General features: G+C 43.6%; 12 protein-coding genes and 1 pseudogene. 7 read left to right on the top strand and 6 right to left on the bottom strand.

All coding sequences use genetic code 11. The features are described 5' to 3' along the window. Positions 1 to 49: 49 nt before the first annotated feature. The 6 genes from napG to HWQ47_RS03905 all read left to right on the top strand — a co-directional run bounded on the left by napG (position 50) and on the right by HWQ47_RS03905 (position 7,179). Positions 50 to 784: a ferredoxin-type protein NapG gene (gene napG, locus HWQ47_RS03930; protein ID WP_269969886.1), complete on the top strand. Its 735-nt coding sequence runs from the start codon at positions 50 to 52 to the stop codon at positions 782 to 784. Continuing rightward, the gene (gene napH / locus HWQ47_RS03925) at positions 781 to 1,653 is read left to right on the top strand and encodes a quinol dehydrogenase ferredoxin subunit NapH (protein ID WP_269969885.1); all 873 of its coding nucleotides are present in this window, start codon (positions 781 to 783) and stop codon (positions 1,651 to 1,653) included. Before napG ends, napH begins: the two co-directional genes overlap by 4 nt. Then, positions 1,650 to 2,078, top strand: a complete 429-nt coding sequence (locus HWQ47_RS03920) for a nitrate reductase cytochrome c-type subunit (protein WP_269969884.1) — start codon at positions 1,650 to 1,652, stop codon at positions 2,076 to 2,078. Before napH ends, HWQ47_RS03920 begins: the two co-directional genes overlap by 4 nt. Before the next feature lie 269 nt (positions 2,079 to 2,347). Beyond that, on the top strand, positions 2,348 to 3,961 hold the full coding sequence (locus tag HWQ47_RS03915) for a hydantoinase/oxoprolinase family protein (protein WP_269969883.1): 1,614 nt from the start codon (positions 2,348 to 2,350) through the stop codon (positions 3,959 to 3,961). Continuing rightward, positions 3,961 to 5,043, top strand: a complete 1,083-nt coding sequence (locus tag HWQ47_RS03910; protein WP_269969882.1) for a DUF917 domain-containing protein — start codon at positions 3,961 to 3,963, stop codon at positions 5,041 to 5,043. Before HWQ47_RS03915 ends, HWQ47_RS03910 begins: the two co-directional genes overlap by 1 nt. Positions 5,044 to 5,067: 24 nt before the next feature. Next, positions 5,068 to 7,179 carry a TonB-dependent receptor gene (locus tag HWQ47_RS03905; RefSeq protein WP_269969881.1) on the top strand — a complete coding sequence of 704 codons (2,112 nt, stop codon included), beginning with the start codon at positions 5,068 to 5,070 and terminating at the stop codon, positions 7,177 to 7,179. Positions 7,180 to 7,262: 83 nt separating this feature from the next. On the opposite strand, the gene HWQ47_RS03900 is transcribed toward HWQ47_RS03905, so the two are convergent. Beyond that, positions 7,263 to 9,668, bottom strand: a complete 2,406-nt coding sequence (locus HWQ47_RS03900) for a helix-turn-helix transcriptional regulator (protein WP_269969880.1) — start codon at positions 9,666 to 9,668, stop codon at positions 7,263 to 7,265. A gap of 107 nt (positions 9,669 to 9,775) precedes the next feature. After that, positions 9,776 to 10,432, bottom strand: coding sequence for a Qnr family pentapeptide repeat protein (locus HWQ47_RS03895; protein WP_269969879.1), 657 nt, complete (start codon positions 10,430 to 10,432; stop codon positions 9,776 to 9,778). A 391-nt stretch (positions 10,433 to 10,823) separates the two neighbouring features. Here HWQ47_RS03895 and HWQ47_RS03890 point away from each other — a divergent pair, with 391 nt between their 5' ends. Further along, positions 10,824 to 11,084 carry a DUF5062 family protein gene (locus HWQ47_RS03890; RefSeq protein ID WP_269969878.1) on the top strand — a complete coding sequence of 87 codons (261 nt, stop codon included), beginning with the start codon at positions 10,824 to 10,826 and terminating at the stop codon, positions 11,082 to 11,084. 104 nt (positions 11,085 to 11,188) lie between these two features. On the opposite strand, the gene HWQ47_RS28040 is transcribed toward HWQ47_RS03890, so the two are convergent. From HWQ47_RS28040 to HWQ47_RS03875, 4 genes and pseudogenes are all read right to left on the bottom strand, one after another. Then, a complete protein-coding gene (locus HWQ47_RS28040; RefSeq protein WP_442802102.1) occupies positions 11,189 to 11,326 on the bottom strand; it encodes a diguanylate cyclase domain-containing protein in 138 nt (45 codons plus the stop codon). 149 nt (positions 11,327 to 11,475) lie between these two features. Beyond that, complete coding sequence (rimK, locus tag HWQ47_RS03885) at positions 11,476 to 12,420, bottom strand: 30S ribosomal protein S6--L-glutamate ligase (RefSeq protein ID WP_269971656.1); 945 nt, start codon at positions 12,418 to 12,420, stop codon at positions 11,476 to 11,478. 27 nt (positions 12,421 to 12,447) lie between these two features. Next, positions 12,448 to 12,846: pseudogene (locus HWQ47_RS03880) on the bottom strand (ATP-dependent zinc protease family protein); the annotation flags it as partial. A gap of 309 nt (positions 12,847 to 13,155) precedes the next feature. After that, on the bottom strand, positions 13,156 to 17,712 hold the full coding sequence (locus tag HWQ47_RS03875) for an ATP-binding protein (protein ID WP_269969877.1): 4,557 nt from the start codon (positions 17,710 to 17,712) through the stop codon (positions 13,156 to 13,158). Positions 17,713 to 17,787: the final 75 nt, after the last annotated feature.

Here is a 17,787-nt window from a genome sequence, read left to right as displayed (position 1 = left end):
AGCTAAGCGCTGCTTGAGCCAAGACACAAAAAAGGATACGAAAACGGTCATGAGTAGGGCGAATACCACTAAATCGACAACAAAAGGCGTTAATCGTCGCCAGTTTTTAGCCACTTCGGCCAAAGCGGGTTGCGTTGTCGGTTTAGTGGGCATGGGGTTAACGGCAACCGCGAATCAATCGCGACGACTTGACCCTCTGGCTATTCGCCCACCCAGTGCCTTAGAGGAGAACAGTTTTCTCTCGGCTTGTGTTCGTTGCGGTTTATGTGTCGAGGCTTGCCCCTATGACACTCTGAAACTGGCGCGCTGGTTTGAAGGTGCTGCAACGGGGACACCCTATTTTACCGCCCGTAACATCCCTTGTGAGATGTGCGATGACATCCCTTGTATCAAAGTCTGCCCCTCGGGAGCCTTAGATCATAGCTTGGACAATATTGATGAAGCCAAGATGGGAATAGCAGTATTAATTGATGAGAAAAACTGTCTCAACTTTAAAGGATTAAGGTGTGATGTTTGCTATCGAGTTTGTCCCTTGATAGATGATGCCATCACCTTAGAGCGACAACATAATGATCGCAGCGACCATCACGCCATGTTTTTACCAACCATCAACAGCGACAGCTGTACTGGCTGTGGAAAATGTGAACATGTGTGTGTTTTAGAGGAAGCTGCAATCAAGATATTACCCGCTCATATTGCATTGGGGAAAACAGCATCACACGATACTTATATCAACACAGAAGAGACCACACTTGAGATGTTAAACAAGGGGATCTCACTATGAAAAGACTATCGATAAAAAAAGATAGTTTTGCTCAGGCTGCAATCGATGAATTGGGATGGTGGCGGGCCCACAAGTTCCTTTTTCTAAGACGTACTAGCCAGCTTAGTGTATTTACCCTATTTGCCATTGGTCCTTGGTTTGGACTGTGGTTTCTAAAAGGAAACCTCTCATCCAGTGAGTTATTGGGGATGATCCCCCTGTCAGATCCACTTGTAAGCTTGCAAGTTTTAATGACAGGTCATGTCCCTGAGCTTAGCTTGTTACTTGGTGCCCTCATTATCACGCTATTTTATGTGATAGCTGGTGGCCGGGTATTTTGCAGCTGGGTATGTCCAGTCAATGTTATAACCGACTGCGCAAGCTGGTTAAGACGTCAGTTTAATTTGCCTCGCACCAGCGAGATGCCAAAAAACTTACGTTATTACCTACTGGTTATGGTGCTTGGCTTACCTCTTCTAACAGGCATAACCGTATGGGAATGGGTCAACCCTGTTCCCCTGTTTTACCGCGCTATGCTGTTTGGCGTCGGTAGTGGGTTATGGACATTACTGGCCATCTTCCTACTCGACCTGTTTATCAGCGAACGAGCCTGGTGTAGCCACCTGTGTCCCACTGGCGCATTGTTTGCCTTAATCGGCAAGTTGAGCCCAGTAAAAGTATCCGCCGTGAATGCTAAAAATTGCGATAACTGCATGGATTGCTTCACTGTTTGCCCAGAAAGACAAGTGCTTAAACCTGCACTAAAGGGAAAACAGATGATGATAACCGACAGTGATTGCACTCAATGCGGCCGTTGTATCGATGTCTGCGCCCAACGCGTTTTTCAGTATCAAAATCGAATTGCCCTAAAAGCGGAGAACAAAAAATGAAGAAACTATTCACTGCAGCCGCGCTTATCATAGCGCTGGGTGCCTGCTCTGGTCAGCAAGCTAATACACAAGCAGAGTCTGTGAACGTCAACTCTCTCGGTAAATCTGAGATAAGCGATATTCGTGCAGCCGATGCAATGCCTCTCTACCCGAAGCGTGGAGCATCAATTGAGCGTGATTTCGTGCATCAGCCTCCTATGATCCCTCATAAGGCCGATTACAAGATCACCATGAAGAGAAACGGTTGTATGTCTTGTCACAGCTGGGATAAGGCCAAAAAGCGTAAAGCAACGCCTATCGACATCTCACATGTCAAAGATGATAAGGGCAGCCTTAACAACCAATACTATTCATGTACTCAATGCCATGCTCCAATGGCAGAGAACAAGCAGCAACTTGTCGAGAACTACTTCTCAAATAAATGAATTGCCAATTGAAAACCTGAAATATTAAGACATTATTTAACAACAAAACCACCTTTTTAGGTGGTTTTTCATTTGCCTGAGTCACTGCTAGAAAATAATAAAATGAGCTTGTTCACCTATGTATAATCCTATCGATTGTAGTTATAAATCTGAACCATTACCCTTCGCCACAAAAGTTAACTACCCTTTTTAAGTTAAAACCCACTCCTTTTCGCTCATTTTTAAATCAAGCCTTCTGATATGTTAAATAAAACACAAGGAAGCATCAAATGAGCAACAACCTAAAATCTAAACCAAACAATAAACAAAAAACCGATGATGTCATACGTCTTGGTGTCGATGTAGGCGGAACAAATACCGATGCTGTATTAATTTGTGGCCATCATGTGCTTGCCAGCACAAAGCAAACAACAACCGACAATATCTATCAAGGCATAGAGAATGCAGTAACAGACGTGCTGCAACAGACAGATCTTAGCAGCGAAGAGATTGATTTTTGTATGATAGGCACCACGGCGTTCACCAACGCATTTGTGCAACGCCGTGAACTCAATGATGTCGCCATTATACGACTCGGTCTGCCAACAGCCAAAGCATTGCCCCCTTTGACTGGCTGGCCTCAATCCATGCTCGATAGCTTTAAACAGCAAGTATTTATGTTTTCAGGAGGCCATCACTTCAATGGCGCCGTGAACAGTGATTTCAGCGAGGCGTCGCTGGATCCTGTTATTGACAGTATCTTGGCTAACTCCCTCACCTCTGTTGCGATTAGCTCTGTTTTTTCTCCTATCAATCAAGAGTTTGAACTAAGAGCAAAACAGTACTTACTCACACACTGCACCGATATTTCAGTGAGCATGTCACATGAAATTGGTCGAGTCGGTATTATTGAACGTGAAAACTCCACTATCATGAATGCCAGTTTAGCCAAATTAGCAGAGCGTGTTGTTGACGCGTTTGAAAGCTCGCTGACAAAACTCAATATCAAGGCTCCGCTCTATATCACTCAAAACGACGGCACCTTGATGACTGCTGATGCTGTGCGTCAGTTTCCGGTCATGACCTTTGCTTCTGGGCCAACAAACTCTATGCGAGGCGCGGCATTTCTCAGTGGACAACAAGAGGCTATCGTCGCCGATATTGGCGGAACCACAACCGATATAGGCATGTTGCAGCAAGGATTTCCACGGGAGTCGAGTATGCATGTGGATATTGGTGGAGTACGTACTAACTTTCGAATGCCAGATATTATCGCCATCGGGCTAGGCGGTGGCAGCATCTGTGATCCCATAAAAGGAACTGTCGGTCCGCAATCCGTTGGCTATCTGTTAAAAGAGAAAGCCATCAGCTTTGGAGGTGACGTATTAACCGCAACCGACTGTACATTAAAACGCGACCCCACATTCATTAAAGAGGCTAAACCTGAGCTGATAACATTAAAAGCCGCCCAACTTGACCCCATCAATCAAGCCATAAACCAGCTCATATCCCAAGGCATTGATGAGATAAAAACCAGCCGAGCTAAAGTGCCACTGATCTTAGTCGGTGGCGGCCATATATTAGTCCATAAAATACCTGCCGGTATCTCGGAAATTATCCGTCCTCAGTATGCCGAAGTTGCTAATGCCATCGGTGCCAGCATAGGCATGGTCAGTGGCGATATCGATCAGATTTTTGATTATGACGATCTCAAACGTGATGAAAGCCTTGAGCTCGCCAAACAGATGGCCATTAAAGCCACCATAGTTGCTGGGGCAATTCCTGACACAGTGTCAATACTTGATATACAGGAGATGCCACTAAGCTATATCAAAGGTCAAGCCACTCGAATTCGTATTCGTGCCACAGGCCAACTATTTTTAACCAGCCAGAGGGCATGCTGATGAACTTAAGCCTAAATGACTTGGAAGATTATGCCCGTGGTGCCGCATTACTCGGCGCTGGAGGAGGAGGCGATCCCTATATTGGTCGTTTACTCGCAGAAGAGGCGATTAAAACCTACGGGGCTCCTCGCATTATTTCAGCTCAAGAACTCGATGATGACGCCATCATTATCTCAGTTGCCATGATTGGTGCGCCGACAGTTCTGATTGAAAAAGCCTGTTCTGGCGAAGATATAGACCTGCTGATTAAGGCGATGGAAACACGTCTAGGTAAACCCATTGATGCCTTAATGCCGATAGAGATTGGTGGCGTTAACTCTTGCTTGCCTTTGGTTGCAGCAGCGCGAACTGGACTCCCCTTAGTAAACTGCGATGGTATGGGACGAGCTTTTCCTGGTTTAGAGATGGTGACGTTCAATGTATATGGCTGCGCTATTTCGCCGGTTGTCATGACAGATGAACATAACAATCAAGTCGTCATCGACACCGACAGCGCGGCCAAAGCGGAAAGGTTTGCCCGTAGCGTCGTCGGCGAAATGGGATTGAGCGCCATGCTTTCTTGCTATCCCCTTAACGGTAAACAACTTAAAAAATGGGCAGTACACGGCACCATGACTCTGGCGTTGGAATTAGGCCAAGCTATACGACTGGGACGTAATGGCGACAACGCAGTGCAATCTTTACTCTCAGCCCTCAACCAAACCGATTACTACTCACCAGCTAAGTTACTGCTTACTGGCAAGGTAGTGGACGTTGAGCGTGTGACAAGGGATGGTTTCTCTTTTGGCCACTGTGTAGTGCAGTCCTTTGATGGAGAAAAAGAGGTCAATTTGAGCTTTCAAAATGAGTTTTTAAGCGCCAAAACCCAAGACAGGTTTCTCGCCACCGTGCCCGACATAATAGCGATAGTTGATAGCGACAATGCAGAACCTATCACCGCTGAAACCATACGCTTCGGTCAACGAGTATGCGTCATCGCAACCTCAGTTCCAGATCTTATGCGCACGCCTGAAGCCCTCGCCATTTTTGGCCCACGTTGTTTTGGATTAGACACAGACTACTTGCCAACAACGACTAAATAATATGTGAGATGGAGATATAATAAAATGAAAACAATATATTACCCCCTATTTCTTAGTATGAGCATCATGCCTGTTGGTATGCTTTGGGCTGAGATGGAAGACGCTGATAATCAGATCGATACTCAAGGTATTGAGGTCATTCAAGTCACCGCGCGTAAACGCACTGAATCTCTACAAGAGATCCCCGATGCAGTGACCGCTTTTAGTGAATCTGATATCGAATCAGCTCGTATTGAACACGTTAACGACTTCATCAATCTGACACCAAATGTCATATTTCGTAAAACCTTTAGAGCAGGGGCATCATTTATCACAATGAGGGGCATTACTGGCACCCAACAAGGCCTGCCACCAGTGACTTATGTTGTCGATGGCGTTCAAGTTGGCTCAGCTGATTTCATCAACCAAGATATGGGAGAGATAGAGCGCATTGAAGTACTGCGTGGCCCACAAGGTGCGCTTTATGGCGCAGGTGCCATGGCGGGCGCGATCAATGTGATCACTAAAGCACCTACTGAGGAGCTTTCCGGCAAGATAAAAGCTCAATATGCACAAGGCAATGACAAGACCGTCAGTGGTTATATCAGCGGCGGCGTAAGCGAAAATATCTTTGGTTTAGTCTCCGTGGGTGCCCGTAAATCTGATGGATTGATTGACTCATCCAATGGTGACGATCTCGACTTTAATGATACCAAACGGATTAAAACCCGCTGGCAATATCTTGGTGATGAATTTAGCGCCGATCTTAGATTAGGCTACGCCAAGTATGAACAGGGCGCAGTGATGCAAGATCTGCTGGCCAAAGGGGAAGCGTTCGCAACAGCTCAACACGCAGATCTTGATGACTTTTCAGGTTCAGGCCCAGAACGAAGCTTTATAGGTAAAGAGAATCAAACCTTTAAAGATGCTTCACTTAAGCTGGACTATGATTTCGATGATATGACATTGACTTGGATTAGCTCCTACCAAGATGCGGAGCAAGATCTGATCGGGGATCTAGATTGGAGCTCTGCTAACATCTTCTTACAAGATCTTGTTGATAACTTTGATGTCACCAGCCATGAAGTCAAACTCACCTCAAGCAATGATTCAGATCTCCGTTGGTTAGCTGGGGCTTACTATCAAAAGCGTAATGGTCTCAATCAACTGCGCATCCGACTTGAACCTGAAGTCGGCGTTGTTGGCGATTCGATATTCGATCAAATTGATGTCAAAGAGGACACGATCAAGGCCGTATTTGCACAGGTTAACTATGATATTACCGATAAACTAGAACTGACGTTAGCCGCTCGCTATGATCAAGTTAATTATCAATCAACCCGTTTTAAAACCCCAAAACAACAAGAAGTAGTGCCTTTACCCGATCCAAATGGTCAGTTGCAGAACACGCTAACTCAGTCTGATAACTCTTTTCAACCTAAGGTATCACTGTCATATGATATCAATGATGACAGCATGATATATGCGACCTATGCCAATGGTTTTAGACCTGGATTTTATAACTCAGGCAATCTCACTAAAGCCGAAACAACGCAAAACTTCGAAGTTGGTGGCAAATCAACATGGTGGAATAACCGTATTCAGATAAATGGCGCACTTTTCTATATTGACTACTCAGAACAGCAGATCTCTTTCATCATACCAACAGCGCCATTTAGACAAACCTCAAACATAGACCAAACCGAAATTCGAGGTTTAGAACTAGAAACAATTGTCATGCTGACCGATGATCTTAGATTTAATGCTGCATGGGGTTATACAAATTCTAAGGTAAAAGATACCGGACAAAGGGCCCCTGCTACCCCAAAATATACTTTGAATCTGGGGTTAAATTATGAAAAGGAGTTAGGTAGGGATTGGTTGTTCAATACTCGTTTAGATTACCGAGCACAGGGCAACTTCTTCCTTGGAACAACACAGGAGTCTTTGGAAGTTAGTGCTAAGCAATTTGTGAATCTGACCGCTGCACTTGAATGGCAAGAATGGCGTTTTACACTTTACGGAGAAAACATCACCGACGAGTACGCCACGACCAATGCTTCGTACGTTAATGGGCTATTGGGTACCGTAACCGGCATCATTCGAGCTTATACCCCAGGTCGCCAGATAGGTGCATCTGTCGAGTACAAATTCTAACAAGAACTTTTTGCTTTACCGAAAACAAGGATGTTTCTCCCTTTCTGGAAGCTAATATCGATTGCTATTATGCTTCCAGCTTTTTACTCCTCAACCAAGTTCGCAGCCAGTGCGGTCACAGCTTGCTTTCGACTACTCACCCCCAGCTTTCTGTAGACACTTTTCAGATGAAACTTTACTGTTTGTTCTGAGATATCCAGTTCAATGGCAATCTCTTTATTGCGTCTTTTACACGACACCAAGGCCATTACTGCCGTTTCTTTACTAGAGAGTAAGGTACTTTCCTCCTGCTTTTTGGGTTGCTGAATTAAACGCGTTCTATTATGCCTATCCAATATATCCGTTAGCTGTTCTTTGGGGAGCCAAGCTCGTAACTGCCACACTAATTGCAAATAACCGCTCTCTTCAACAAAGGCTATTTCATGAGCTAGCTGAGCATCATCAACTCGAATGACTGCCAACATCAAACGACACTGGCAGGCTAATAAACAATTTGTTTGTGACTCAGAAAACAGTAAAGCTTGTTCTAATAACGCCTTCGACAAACTCGATAACTGCATCTCTAATTCAAGGTGTAGTTGCAGCAAGCGCCACGGCAAAGTGATGGGATCTTTTGGCAATGGATAAATATATGCATCAAACTTATCACTCACAACTGGATTACTGACTTGAGCTAAGCGTGCCAAGTAATTCAACAGGATTTCTAAATGTGCTAAGCGATGCTTTTTACTGTGTTCCCCGGCCGCCTTTAACCACCGCTCAAGTGATTCAGGCTTATTGTGGTGCAATGCGGTTTTAGCCGCTAACGTATAAACCGCAGCATATAGATCAAACCAAGCCTCGCTATGATTCACTTCTCGCACTAGCTTATCCATCACAGCCAATGATGGCATTAAGCCTCGGTAAAAAGCCAACTCACGTTTAACGGCCAACATTGCCACTCGAATGCTTTTGTCTTGACTGAATACACTTTGCACTCGGGCCGATACCCGGGTCAAATAAACTGAACTTACCTGAGCATCCATCCTCAACATAGAGATATGAGATTGATGAATATCAAGAAAAGCTTCACCGTAATCCGCATCTAACTCTTGTTGGTAATAAGAACGCGCAGCGCTTAAATAGTTCTCCGCCTCCTCTATTCCACCTTGCTGGATAGCAATCAAAAGCAAAATATTGTTAATAAGTGCACCAGCAAAACAGCTAAGGCCATCACCTGTTGAGTGATTATTGTCAGTTAATATTTCTGAACTATCGATCTGCAAACGAATGAAAAAGTCTCGCTGCTTTTGACTAAGGTTTAGCCCTTCATAAAGACACACAAACGCATCAGCCACAGACCAATCAAACGAATCTTGATGATAATGACGATTTATTAACTTTCTCGCTTTGTCGACGTCGCCTCGTTTTAAGCTCACGATACAAGCAAGCCAAGCGACTTCATCAAAAACGAGCCACTCTTGAGAAGTGAACTGCTGTAGTATTAACTCTAGATTTCCTAAGCCATGGCGAACCCACTGCAGTAATCCACCTTGTTGCCTTAACATAGATACAGCTAACTTCACCTCTCCACAGGCCATCATTAAGCGTATCGCATTAACCACATCACCTTGTGCTGCATACAGCTCTGCGAGTGTCAGATAAGCGTGGTGAAAAGCGCTAACATCCTCCTCAAGCCACAGGTTTTGCATCTGCTCTCGTACAATTGGCAGCAAGGCCCAGTCTGTTTCAGACTTTATATGTAAGCCAGAAAATAATCGTTCAACCAGCTCACTCATTGCTAGCTGCTCAAATTCGGTAAATAGCCCCTTGGGTAACAGTGGGTTAATACACAGCAAGCGAACTTTGTCGTTATCGTGTTCATTTAAGTCGCCCAACACTTCCTGAAACAGTAACTGACGTAAAATAGGATGCTGCCCTAACTTTTGCTGGAGCCGCTCAATCGAGCTGGTCACATTGGGTTCTGAGAGTGCTAACATCACTAAAAATGGACATCCCAACGTCATGCTAAACAGTTGAGACGATGTGACTAAATTACCTGAAGCGCTGAAAGATTCTATATCACTATAGGAAAAAGCCAGAACCTCAGGTCCCAATAAAGTACAAGTTTGCAATAAAGAAGCAGGTAATTGATTAAGAGAGTGCATATCTCGACCAGCAAGCACTAATCGACACTGCTTTGATGTAAACAAATGATGCAATTCTCGCCACAGCGCTAACTCGACTTTATCCCAGTCATCTAGGTAGACAGTAACGGATGGATTCGCTCCGACTAAGATCGATTCAATCAGCTCCTGACACTGATTATCTTTGCCACTAATATAATAATTTAGCGCTTGGTTATCATTTTGGTATTGCAGCTGATGTTGCAATATAAGTGTTGTTTTTCCAAAGCCGACAGGAGCAATCAACAGAACTGTTTTCCCAGAAGATTGCTCCAAAGCACCTTCAAGCAAGTTCGCTCTTAAAACAGTTCTGTTTTGGCTCATGATTATCCAGTTTACAAGAACAGATCTACATCAGTAAACACTAATGGTCTATCTGAAATCAGTCAACTCTAGGATACATAGCGTTAATAGCCAACTCAAAATATAATCTAATCTGGCCCAACAATAACGCCTAAAGGCTCTAATAGCAGCTCTTGCTGCCAAAGGCAGATCTTAACGCCACTCAAGTTAACTTTTCGTGGATCTAGCCCATACAATTCAGAGTTAGAAAGATCGCACTCCTTAATATTAAATTGACCCCAACAATCACTAGAAAATACCCCTCGGCTCAAATCCGACCCTTGCAGTGAAGCTCTATTCAAGTTAGCCCCAGTCCATTTGTTTTCAAATAGATCACATTTTTCAATACATTGCAGCTCAAAGTTAGCATACGATAAATTACATCCCGTTATATACACGGAACAGAAATACACTTGTCTACTGATTTGGTTAACAAAGCTTGTCTTATAAAAGTTCGCTCCTTTTAAATCACAGTTTCTAAACTCAGCACCAAAACAGTTAGCACCTTTGAAACTAGCCAACGAGAGTTGACAGTTTTTAAAGCTCGCATCCCGCAAATTAACATATTCGAAATTCACCCCACTCACAGCCCCAGGCTCTATAAATGAACAGTCCACAAAGTGACAATCACTTAAATCCGCTTGGGTAAAATTACAGTTATAGAATTTACACTGATTAAAGTGAGAATTACTCAGATCTTGATGCGTAAAATTGATCCCTTCAAGCACCTCTTTTGTTCTATTCATTTGAAACCCTTGGTATAGGAATAGTGAAGAAGTGTGAAGGCTAACATTGAGTCGCTTTAAAACCTAACAATATAACACCTTAAAAATCAACTAGTTAACTTCGGCGCTTTTCTCGATTTTAAGGAACCAAATAAGCCCATAGAGCTAGGTAAAATTTAAGGAAGAGCTGCCAGGGTTAAGAAAAATGTTTTACTGAACCTAGAGGCTCATAGGAATTAGAGAATAGAGATTTGAAGCTTACCTCAATACACAAAAATGCAGTCATACAAATTTTACTTAAAACCTTCATGGGGTTCATTAAAACGCCATATAGTTCAACAATCAGAGTTGAGCTATTGCTATATCAATTATTTAGGGTAATTTGATTAAAATACCAATTAAGGAACCTGATATGAAGCAAGGTAAACACGATGTGCAATTATTAAAGCTCGCGATGGAAATTGGTGTTGGATATGCAAAGAAAAGAGGGTTTGCTGACTTTGATAAAGGGATTTCACCTAAAGATAAGGTAGAGTGCATCTATCGACTATTAGTCACTGATAAGCTTATTCAACCTCTCGCAAAAGACAAAGAAGATGGTCCGAATATGAAGCATAAATTGGTATTATGGATCACTCGCCAACTTCCTGCTGAACATGAGCTATTAAACTAGTCTACCTAGCGAACATGGGACGGGGGATTAAGTGACACCTTCCCCTATATGTTCATCTACGAGTTAAAATCACTGACAGACAACTCAGGCTGAAAGATACTGAACTAATTTCGCCCAGCTTGTTTAGATTGATACATAGCCAGATCGGAAACACTTAACAGGCTTTCTAAATCATTAGCATGTTGTGGAAAGATAGAGATACCAACACTGACATTTATATCTAAATCAGCAATGTGTAACACTCAAATAGTTAGGCACGAATACCGATTGATATTAGTGATAGTTCTCATCTCAAACTCAGTCACAAAACCAACTGAAATAAAAAAACAGCGATGAGATATGAATCTCATCGCTGTTTTAAAAGAGGAATTATGGTCGAATTAGAATTCGCTTACTTTTTCCAGCCTACTCTCTTCTCGATTGAATCAATCATCGCTGACGCAACATCGATACCCGTTGCAGTTTCAATACCTTCAAGTCCGGGTGATGAGTTAATCTCTAATAATAGCGGCCCCTTACTTGAACGAATAATGTCGACACCCGCAACCTCAAGCCCCATGGTTTTGGCCGCTTTAATAGCAAGTTTTCGCTCTTCCGCAGAGATCTGAACCAGTGATGCAGTTCCACCTTGGTGAATGTTAGCTCTAAATTCGCCCGGTGCTGCTGTACGCTCTATCGAAGCGACTATCTTGCCATCGATAACAAAACAGCGTAGATCTTTGCCGTCCGCTTCCTTAATAAACTCCTGCACCAGCAAGTTCGCTTTCAAAGATTTAAAAGCATTAATCACACTTTCAGCCGCTTTACGGGTTTCGGCAAGTACCACGCCTTTACCTTGGGTACCTTCGAGTAATTTAACAATCAGTGGCGCACCGCCGACCATATCAATTAAATCTGTTGTGTCCGCAGGGGAATTAGCAAAACCACTGGTCGGAATATTTAAGTTGTTTTTCTGCAATAACTGCAAGGAGAATAGTTTATCTCTGGAGCGAGTGATCGCTTCAGAGCTATTCAGTGCCATAACACCCAGGCTTTCAAAGTGACGCGTCAGTGCACAACCGTAAAACGTGATACTTGGACGAATACGAGGGATCACAGCATCAAGATCATTTAACACCCTGCCATCACGGTAATGTACTTCGGGCTGAGACGCATCTAGCTTCATATAGCACTGCTTAATATCGAAGAAGTACATTTCATGGCCCCGTTGCTGGCCAGCCTCAATAATACGTTGATTACTGTATAGATTTGGATTGCTAGCAAGTAAGCCTATCTTAAGACCGCTACTCGGAATATCTACATGCCCATAAAAGGCTTTGACATCCTCATCAGTCATCTCGCCTAAGCAGCACGTTGTTGATGGATCCACTAAGATCCTATCACCCATGGCTTCTCGCCCCAACAACATGCGATAGCCCATGTTTGCGCGGTTAGTCAATGTCAGTTCAATTTCCCAAGACTGCTCACCCAACTGTAAAAGTTCGCGCACAACATAACGCTTCTCTGTTTCGCCATTTGAACTTTTAATCACCCGTCGATCGATAAGTTTAGATTCACACAACAAGGCGACTTTACGACTGCCTTGCAGAGGATGAACCTCATAACTCACCCAAGTCCCATCTTCGCGCTTTGAGGTTGAGATATTGATCGCGTGTATAGCAGAGGTCTTAGCACCAGAATCTACACGAGCCTTAACGGCCTTAATGCCTAAATTAGGTAAAGCGCACCACTCTTCACTACCAACAATGATTTTATTACTCATATTTTTTCTACATAAATAGACTAATTAACGTAAAAAAATACACCGATTTTCATTTTTCTTAAAGAAGTTATTTCTCGCCATTCTATGTAGATTTTTTTCTTTAATATAAGTTTATTTATTCCAAGGTAATTACAAGCTAAGCATTACTAACTGTATTTAAAACACTTTTCATGATTTAAACACTCTCGAAACTGTAAATCACAGCCAAAAAAATGCCTATCAACATGATAGGCATTAAAATGAGTTAATACTTATGTTGTACCTAGATTAACAGGCACTCAGCCATGTCAAATCAGGCACTCGTTTAGATTAAGCCTCGATTGGCGATACCACAAACAGTAGATCTCCTTGAGAAACTTGCTGACCGTTACTGTTAAGTACTCGCTCGATACGATATTTCTTATCTTCAGGATAGAGTACTGCATCTTTACGGTTATAACCGGCTAAATTAAGCTGAGAGAACATCTTCATCGCTTCTGTAAGCGCTAAAGTCTGGTCTGCCGTAACGATATCACCCTCTTGAACAAAGTCAGCTTGACCTGGCGCTGGAGAGGTATAGAAAATACCTGCACCTTGTGCCATCACTTTAAGCTCGTTACTCTCACCAACTCTAAGTGATTCAGTATCAACACCGACCATTTCTGCCGCCGCTTCCATCTCTGCTATCAGCTCTGGAATATCAAGCTCAGCCATCAGGCGCGGAAGGTAGTTCGTATCATAAACACCTTCGTTGAAAGTGCCATCTTTCAGGATACGCGTTAGTAAAGGAATGTTAGTCGCGATACCTTTAATCACTGCACTATTAACTAAGTAATCATGTAGCTTAGTGATCACATCTTCACGACTCTCACCACGGCAGATGATCTGCGCGATGAGGCTATCGTAGTAAGGTGAAACTTCTTTGCCTTCACCTGCAATAGAGATGATTTCGATATCATCACGTTCAGGCATCTTGTACTCAGTGATCAAGCCAGGGTGTGGCAACAACTGAAGAATACCATTGCTGTCCAGTGCTGCTTTCTCAGCAGTCACACGCACTTCAATCGCATAACCTTTATCTTGAGGCTCTAAAGCTTCAATCGAACGACCTGCGGCAATATCAAAACCAGCACTCACGATATCGATACCTGACGTTGCTTCTGTTACTGGATGTTCAACCTGCAGACGCGTGTTCATCTCCATAAAGTAGACTTCGTTGGTGTCTAAGTTGTAGATAAACTCAACGGTACCAGCGCCCATATAATCAGTTGCATTACCTAATGCACGAGTGTATTCAAGCACTTTCTCTTTCAGCTCTGGTGGCAGCATAGTCGAACCTGACTCTTCTACAACCTTCTGATTATTACGCTGAACAGAACAGTCACGAATACCCAATACTTTAGTGTTACCAAACTGGTCACGCAGTAACTGAACTTCGATATGACGCAATGAAGTCACATATTTTTCAAGGTAAAGGTCGCCATTACCAAAGGCTGCGGCAGCTTCTGTCGAGGTCTGTTGGAACAAGCTGATCATATCAGATGAACGTTCAACAACCTGAATACCTTTACCACCACCACCTTGTACGGCTTTAAGCAGTACAGGGTAACCAATTTCATTGGCTACGTTTACTGCTTGCTCTGCATTACTTAAGATACCGTGGCTACCAGGAACAACCGGTACGCCATTGGCCTGAGAGGTCTTAATCGCATTAGACTTGTTACCCATGGTCGTCATGCTGTGCACGCTTGGACCAACGAAGTTAACGCCATTGTTGACACAAAGTGCAGCAAACTGTGGGCTCTCAGATAGGAAACCTATACCAGGATGAAGCGCATCGACATTCTCATATTCGGCAACTTTCAATACTGAATAGGCATTGAGGTAACTTTCATCTGACGTGTTACCACCAATACAAACTAACTTATCACCCTCTTTTAGCATATCAGCAGGGACTGAAGTCATGTCCGGATCCGATGCAACCAATACGACATTGATATTATTGTCGTGCGCCTTACGAATAAGCTTAACCGCAGTACAACCACGGGCATGGATTAACACTTTATTGATAGGCTTCATTAGCTGACGAGGATCGTTCTGGATAATCTCTTCATCGGCAACCAACATCTCTGGCACCAATGTTGATAATGCTTTACCAATTACCTCTTTAATCTTAGCGGTAGGTTTAGGCATCAGTGGGTCGATACCCGACAACTGCTCATCAATCGTGTCACTAAATGGATTGATAACCAAAGCATCCATCGCACCCGGTACTTTCGACAAGTAGTTCGACAATGTCGCAGTTGATGGCAAGTAAGCTGGCACAACCATTTGACCAGCAAACGGCATATTGGTACCCGATAGGTAATAAGTCTGCACAAGGGGATGAGTCACGAAACTCGCCTGAGCACCACCAGTACAGTCTCCATAACCAAACATCAATACAGGCAACTCGTTATCACGGATAAAACGTGTGATGCGGTCGTTAACCACAGCCATAGAGAACAGCGCAGCTGCTCCCTCTTTAGTCTGCATACCACCAGAACTAATAAAGCAGATCACAGGCAGCTTACGCTTAGCACATTCAATCAGTAGCGCAGAGAACTTCTCAGCACTGGCCATATCAAATGCGCCTGCTTGGAATGCAGTGTTAGACACGGCAAGACCAACCTTCATCTGCTGACCATCTTGCTCAAAATCTGCGACACCTGTGATTAGCCCACAAGGACGAATACCTTTATCTAATGCATCTTCAATTGAAAGACGAAAACCTGGGAAGTTCAGTAAGTTAGCTGACATTTTATCAGCATTAAATTCGTCGAAATCGGTAAAGAATTTATTAATGATGTTTTCCCAACTCATCTTACCGCTACGCTTCTCATCACGCAGCACTTTCTGGATCAACAGGTCCTGATAACCCATGGTGAGACGGTTCCAGAAGTCTTTACGACGACCGATACGCACTGGATTAATCGCACCAGTGTATTCGTGATTCTCATTTTCGCTGTCGAAATACTCAGGCAGTAAACGCTCGAAGAAATAAGTAAGAATAACGAACAAACTATCGTTTAGCTGAGGGAAACCCACACTCTTCCACTGCTCAGTCTTGGTTAATAGTTCGGCGCGGTTTGACTGAGACATAAAGAACTTCAGCCACTTGTAGAACTTACCTTTATCATTGGCCGTATCTTGAGTCGATAATGCACGATCGATTGAGTCATGAAGTAAGTTATCCACTGACGCTCGTGATAAGCTCTTCGACATCATGGCTTCTTTCGCGATTGACGCTAGGTTGCCCACAACATTGTCATACAGTGCGTTGAAGATAAGGATATTATGGCACTGCCAGATAAAGTCTTCACGTAACTCGTCGTGAATAACCACGTCGAGTACTGTCAACTCATTAAGCTCAGGCCAATCGACCTGAGTGACTTCAGAAGGCAAGGTTTCAAGGTACTGAATCAGCCCTTTGAAGTTATTCTCGGCATTGCCTTTCCAACGGTGATATAAAGACCAGCCGATGTTAAATAACAGAGCCTTACGCGCCTTCTTATAGTTCTCTTTTGGTTCACCCAAAATCAAACGAGTCAGCATGTTACGTTCAGTCGATACATCATCACGCTTAGCGATGAAGTTACCCCAAAGTTTATTTAACTCTTCATCGTAAACCAGTTTATCTGGGTTTGATAACCAAGACTGGAAGACACGATCTTGCTCTTGCGCAATACGGGCAAGTAGATCACCTTCAGGAACACTGACCTTAGACAAACGACCATACTGTTCTTGAGAGATAGAATGAATACGACTACGCAGTGTCAGATAACGCAGATACCGGTAAGCACAACCAAATAGGTTAAGGTGCATAGTTGGGTTATTTGCTACAGCAAGTTCAGCATGATCTTCAAGCGCCGCTAGATTTTTAGAAGGCATTAAGAAACGGCTTAAACTGCGGTTATAGTGCTCTCGTAAGTCCTCAGACTCACGTACAAACTGCACCGCAGCTTGCTCAACAGCTTCAACACTGCTGATGATCGCGCGACGAAGATTGTGTTGACGCTCATCTTTATCCGATGGCGAGAAATCGATAATTCCGTCGATGCAACCTGAGGTGTATAACTCTTCTGGAGACACGCCTACTGATTTAGCACACTCCTGCCAAGACAAGTTGTACTTACGCGCGATACTCTGTAAGCCTTGTGGCTGGATAGTATTAAAAATACCGTCTCGCACTGAAAGTAAAATGTTAGCAGCGGCTAATGGGATTGCACCGCCAGAATAGCCCGCACCGATCACGATACCCACAGTAGGCACATCAACGTTGACACTTTCAGCAATCGCTTTGGAGATGGTATGAGCTTGGTTTTGGCTGTTAGCCACTTCACCAGCATCAGCGCCAGGAGTATCGATAAGATAGATGATAGGCATTGCCAGTTCAGCAAACTTACGAATAGCCTTACAGGCTTCTAAATGATGCTCTGGTGACCAAGCACCGTTGCTTGTCGTACGTTCTTGGGCGATAAAGCCTAAACGACGAGTACGAGTACCGAAGTTAAGTTCAATTTCAGCACTGTAAAATGGTCCAATATGGGTTTCGGCAATTAACTTACCTTTAAGATCGGCAATGATGCGCCTAGCACCGAGTCGACTCTTATCTAACGTCGGCTGTATCACTCGAGTGACATAACCATCTACATCTAGCTGTTCCAGTTCTTTAAGGTTTGACTGGATAGCATCGTCACCTAAGAGACCTTTAATCTCTTCAGATAAACTCTGTTTACTGTGTTCAGGAAACAGTGAAAAGTCTTGTGCCAAGTGTTCAGCTTTAAGAAAAAGCGGATCGGCTGATTGAGCTTGAGTCATGTTTGTGGGCTTATTGTTGCTGGTCATCAATTGATCCTCTGCTTAGCCTCTAAAATTTTTAGCCCGTAAATATAACTTTGTTACGGTGTCAAATACCATTAA

This window comes from Shewanella sp. MTB7, from assembly GCF_027571385.1.
Classification (GTDB): domain Bacteria; phylum Pseudomonadota; class Gammaproteobacteria; order Enterobacterales; family Shewanellaceae; genus Shewanella.
The sequence above is the reverse complement of the archived record's forward strand: the minus strand, read 5'-3'. Positions and strand labels throughout refer to the sequence as shown.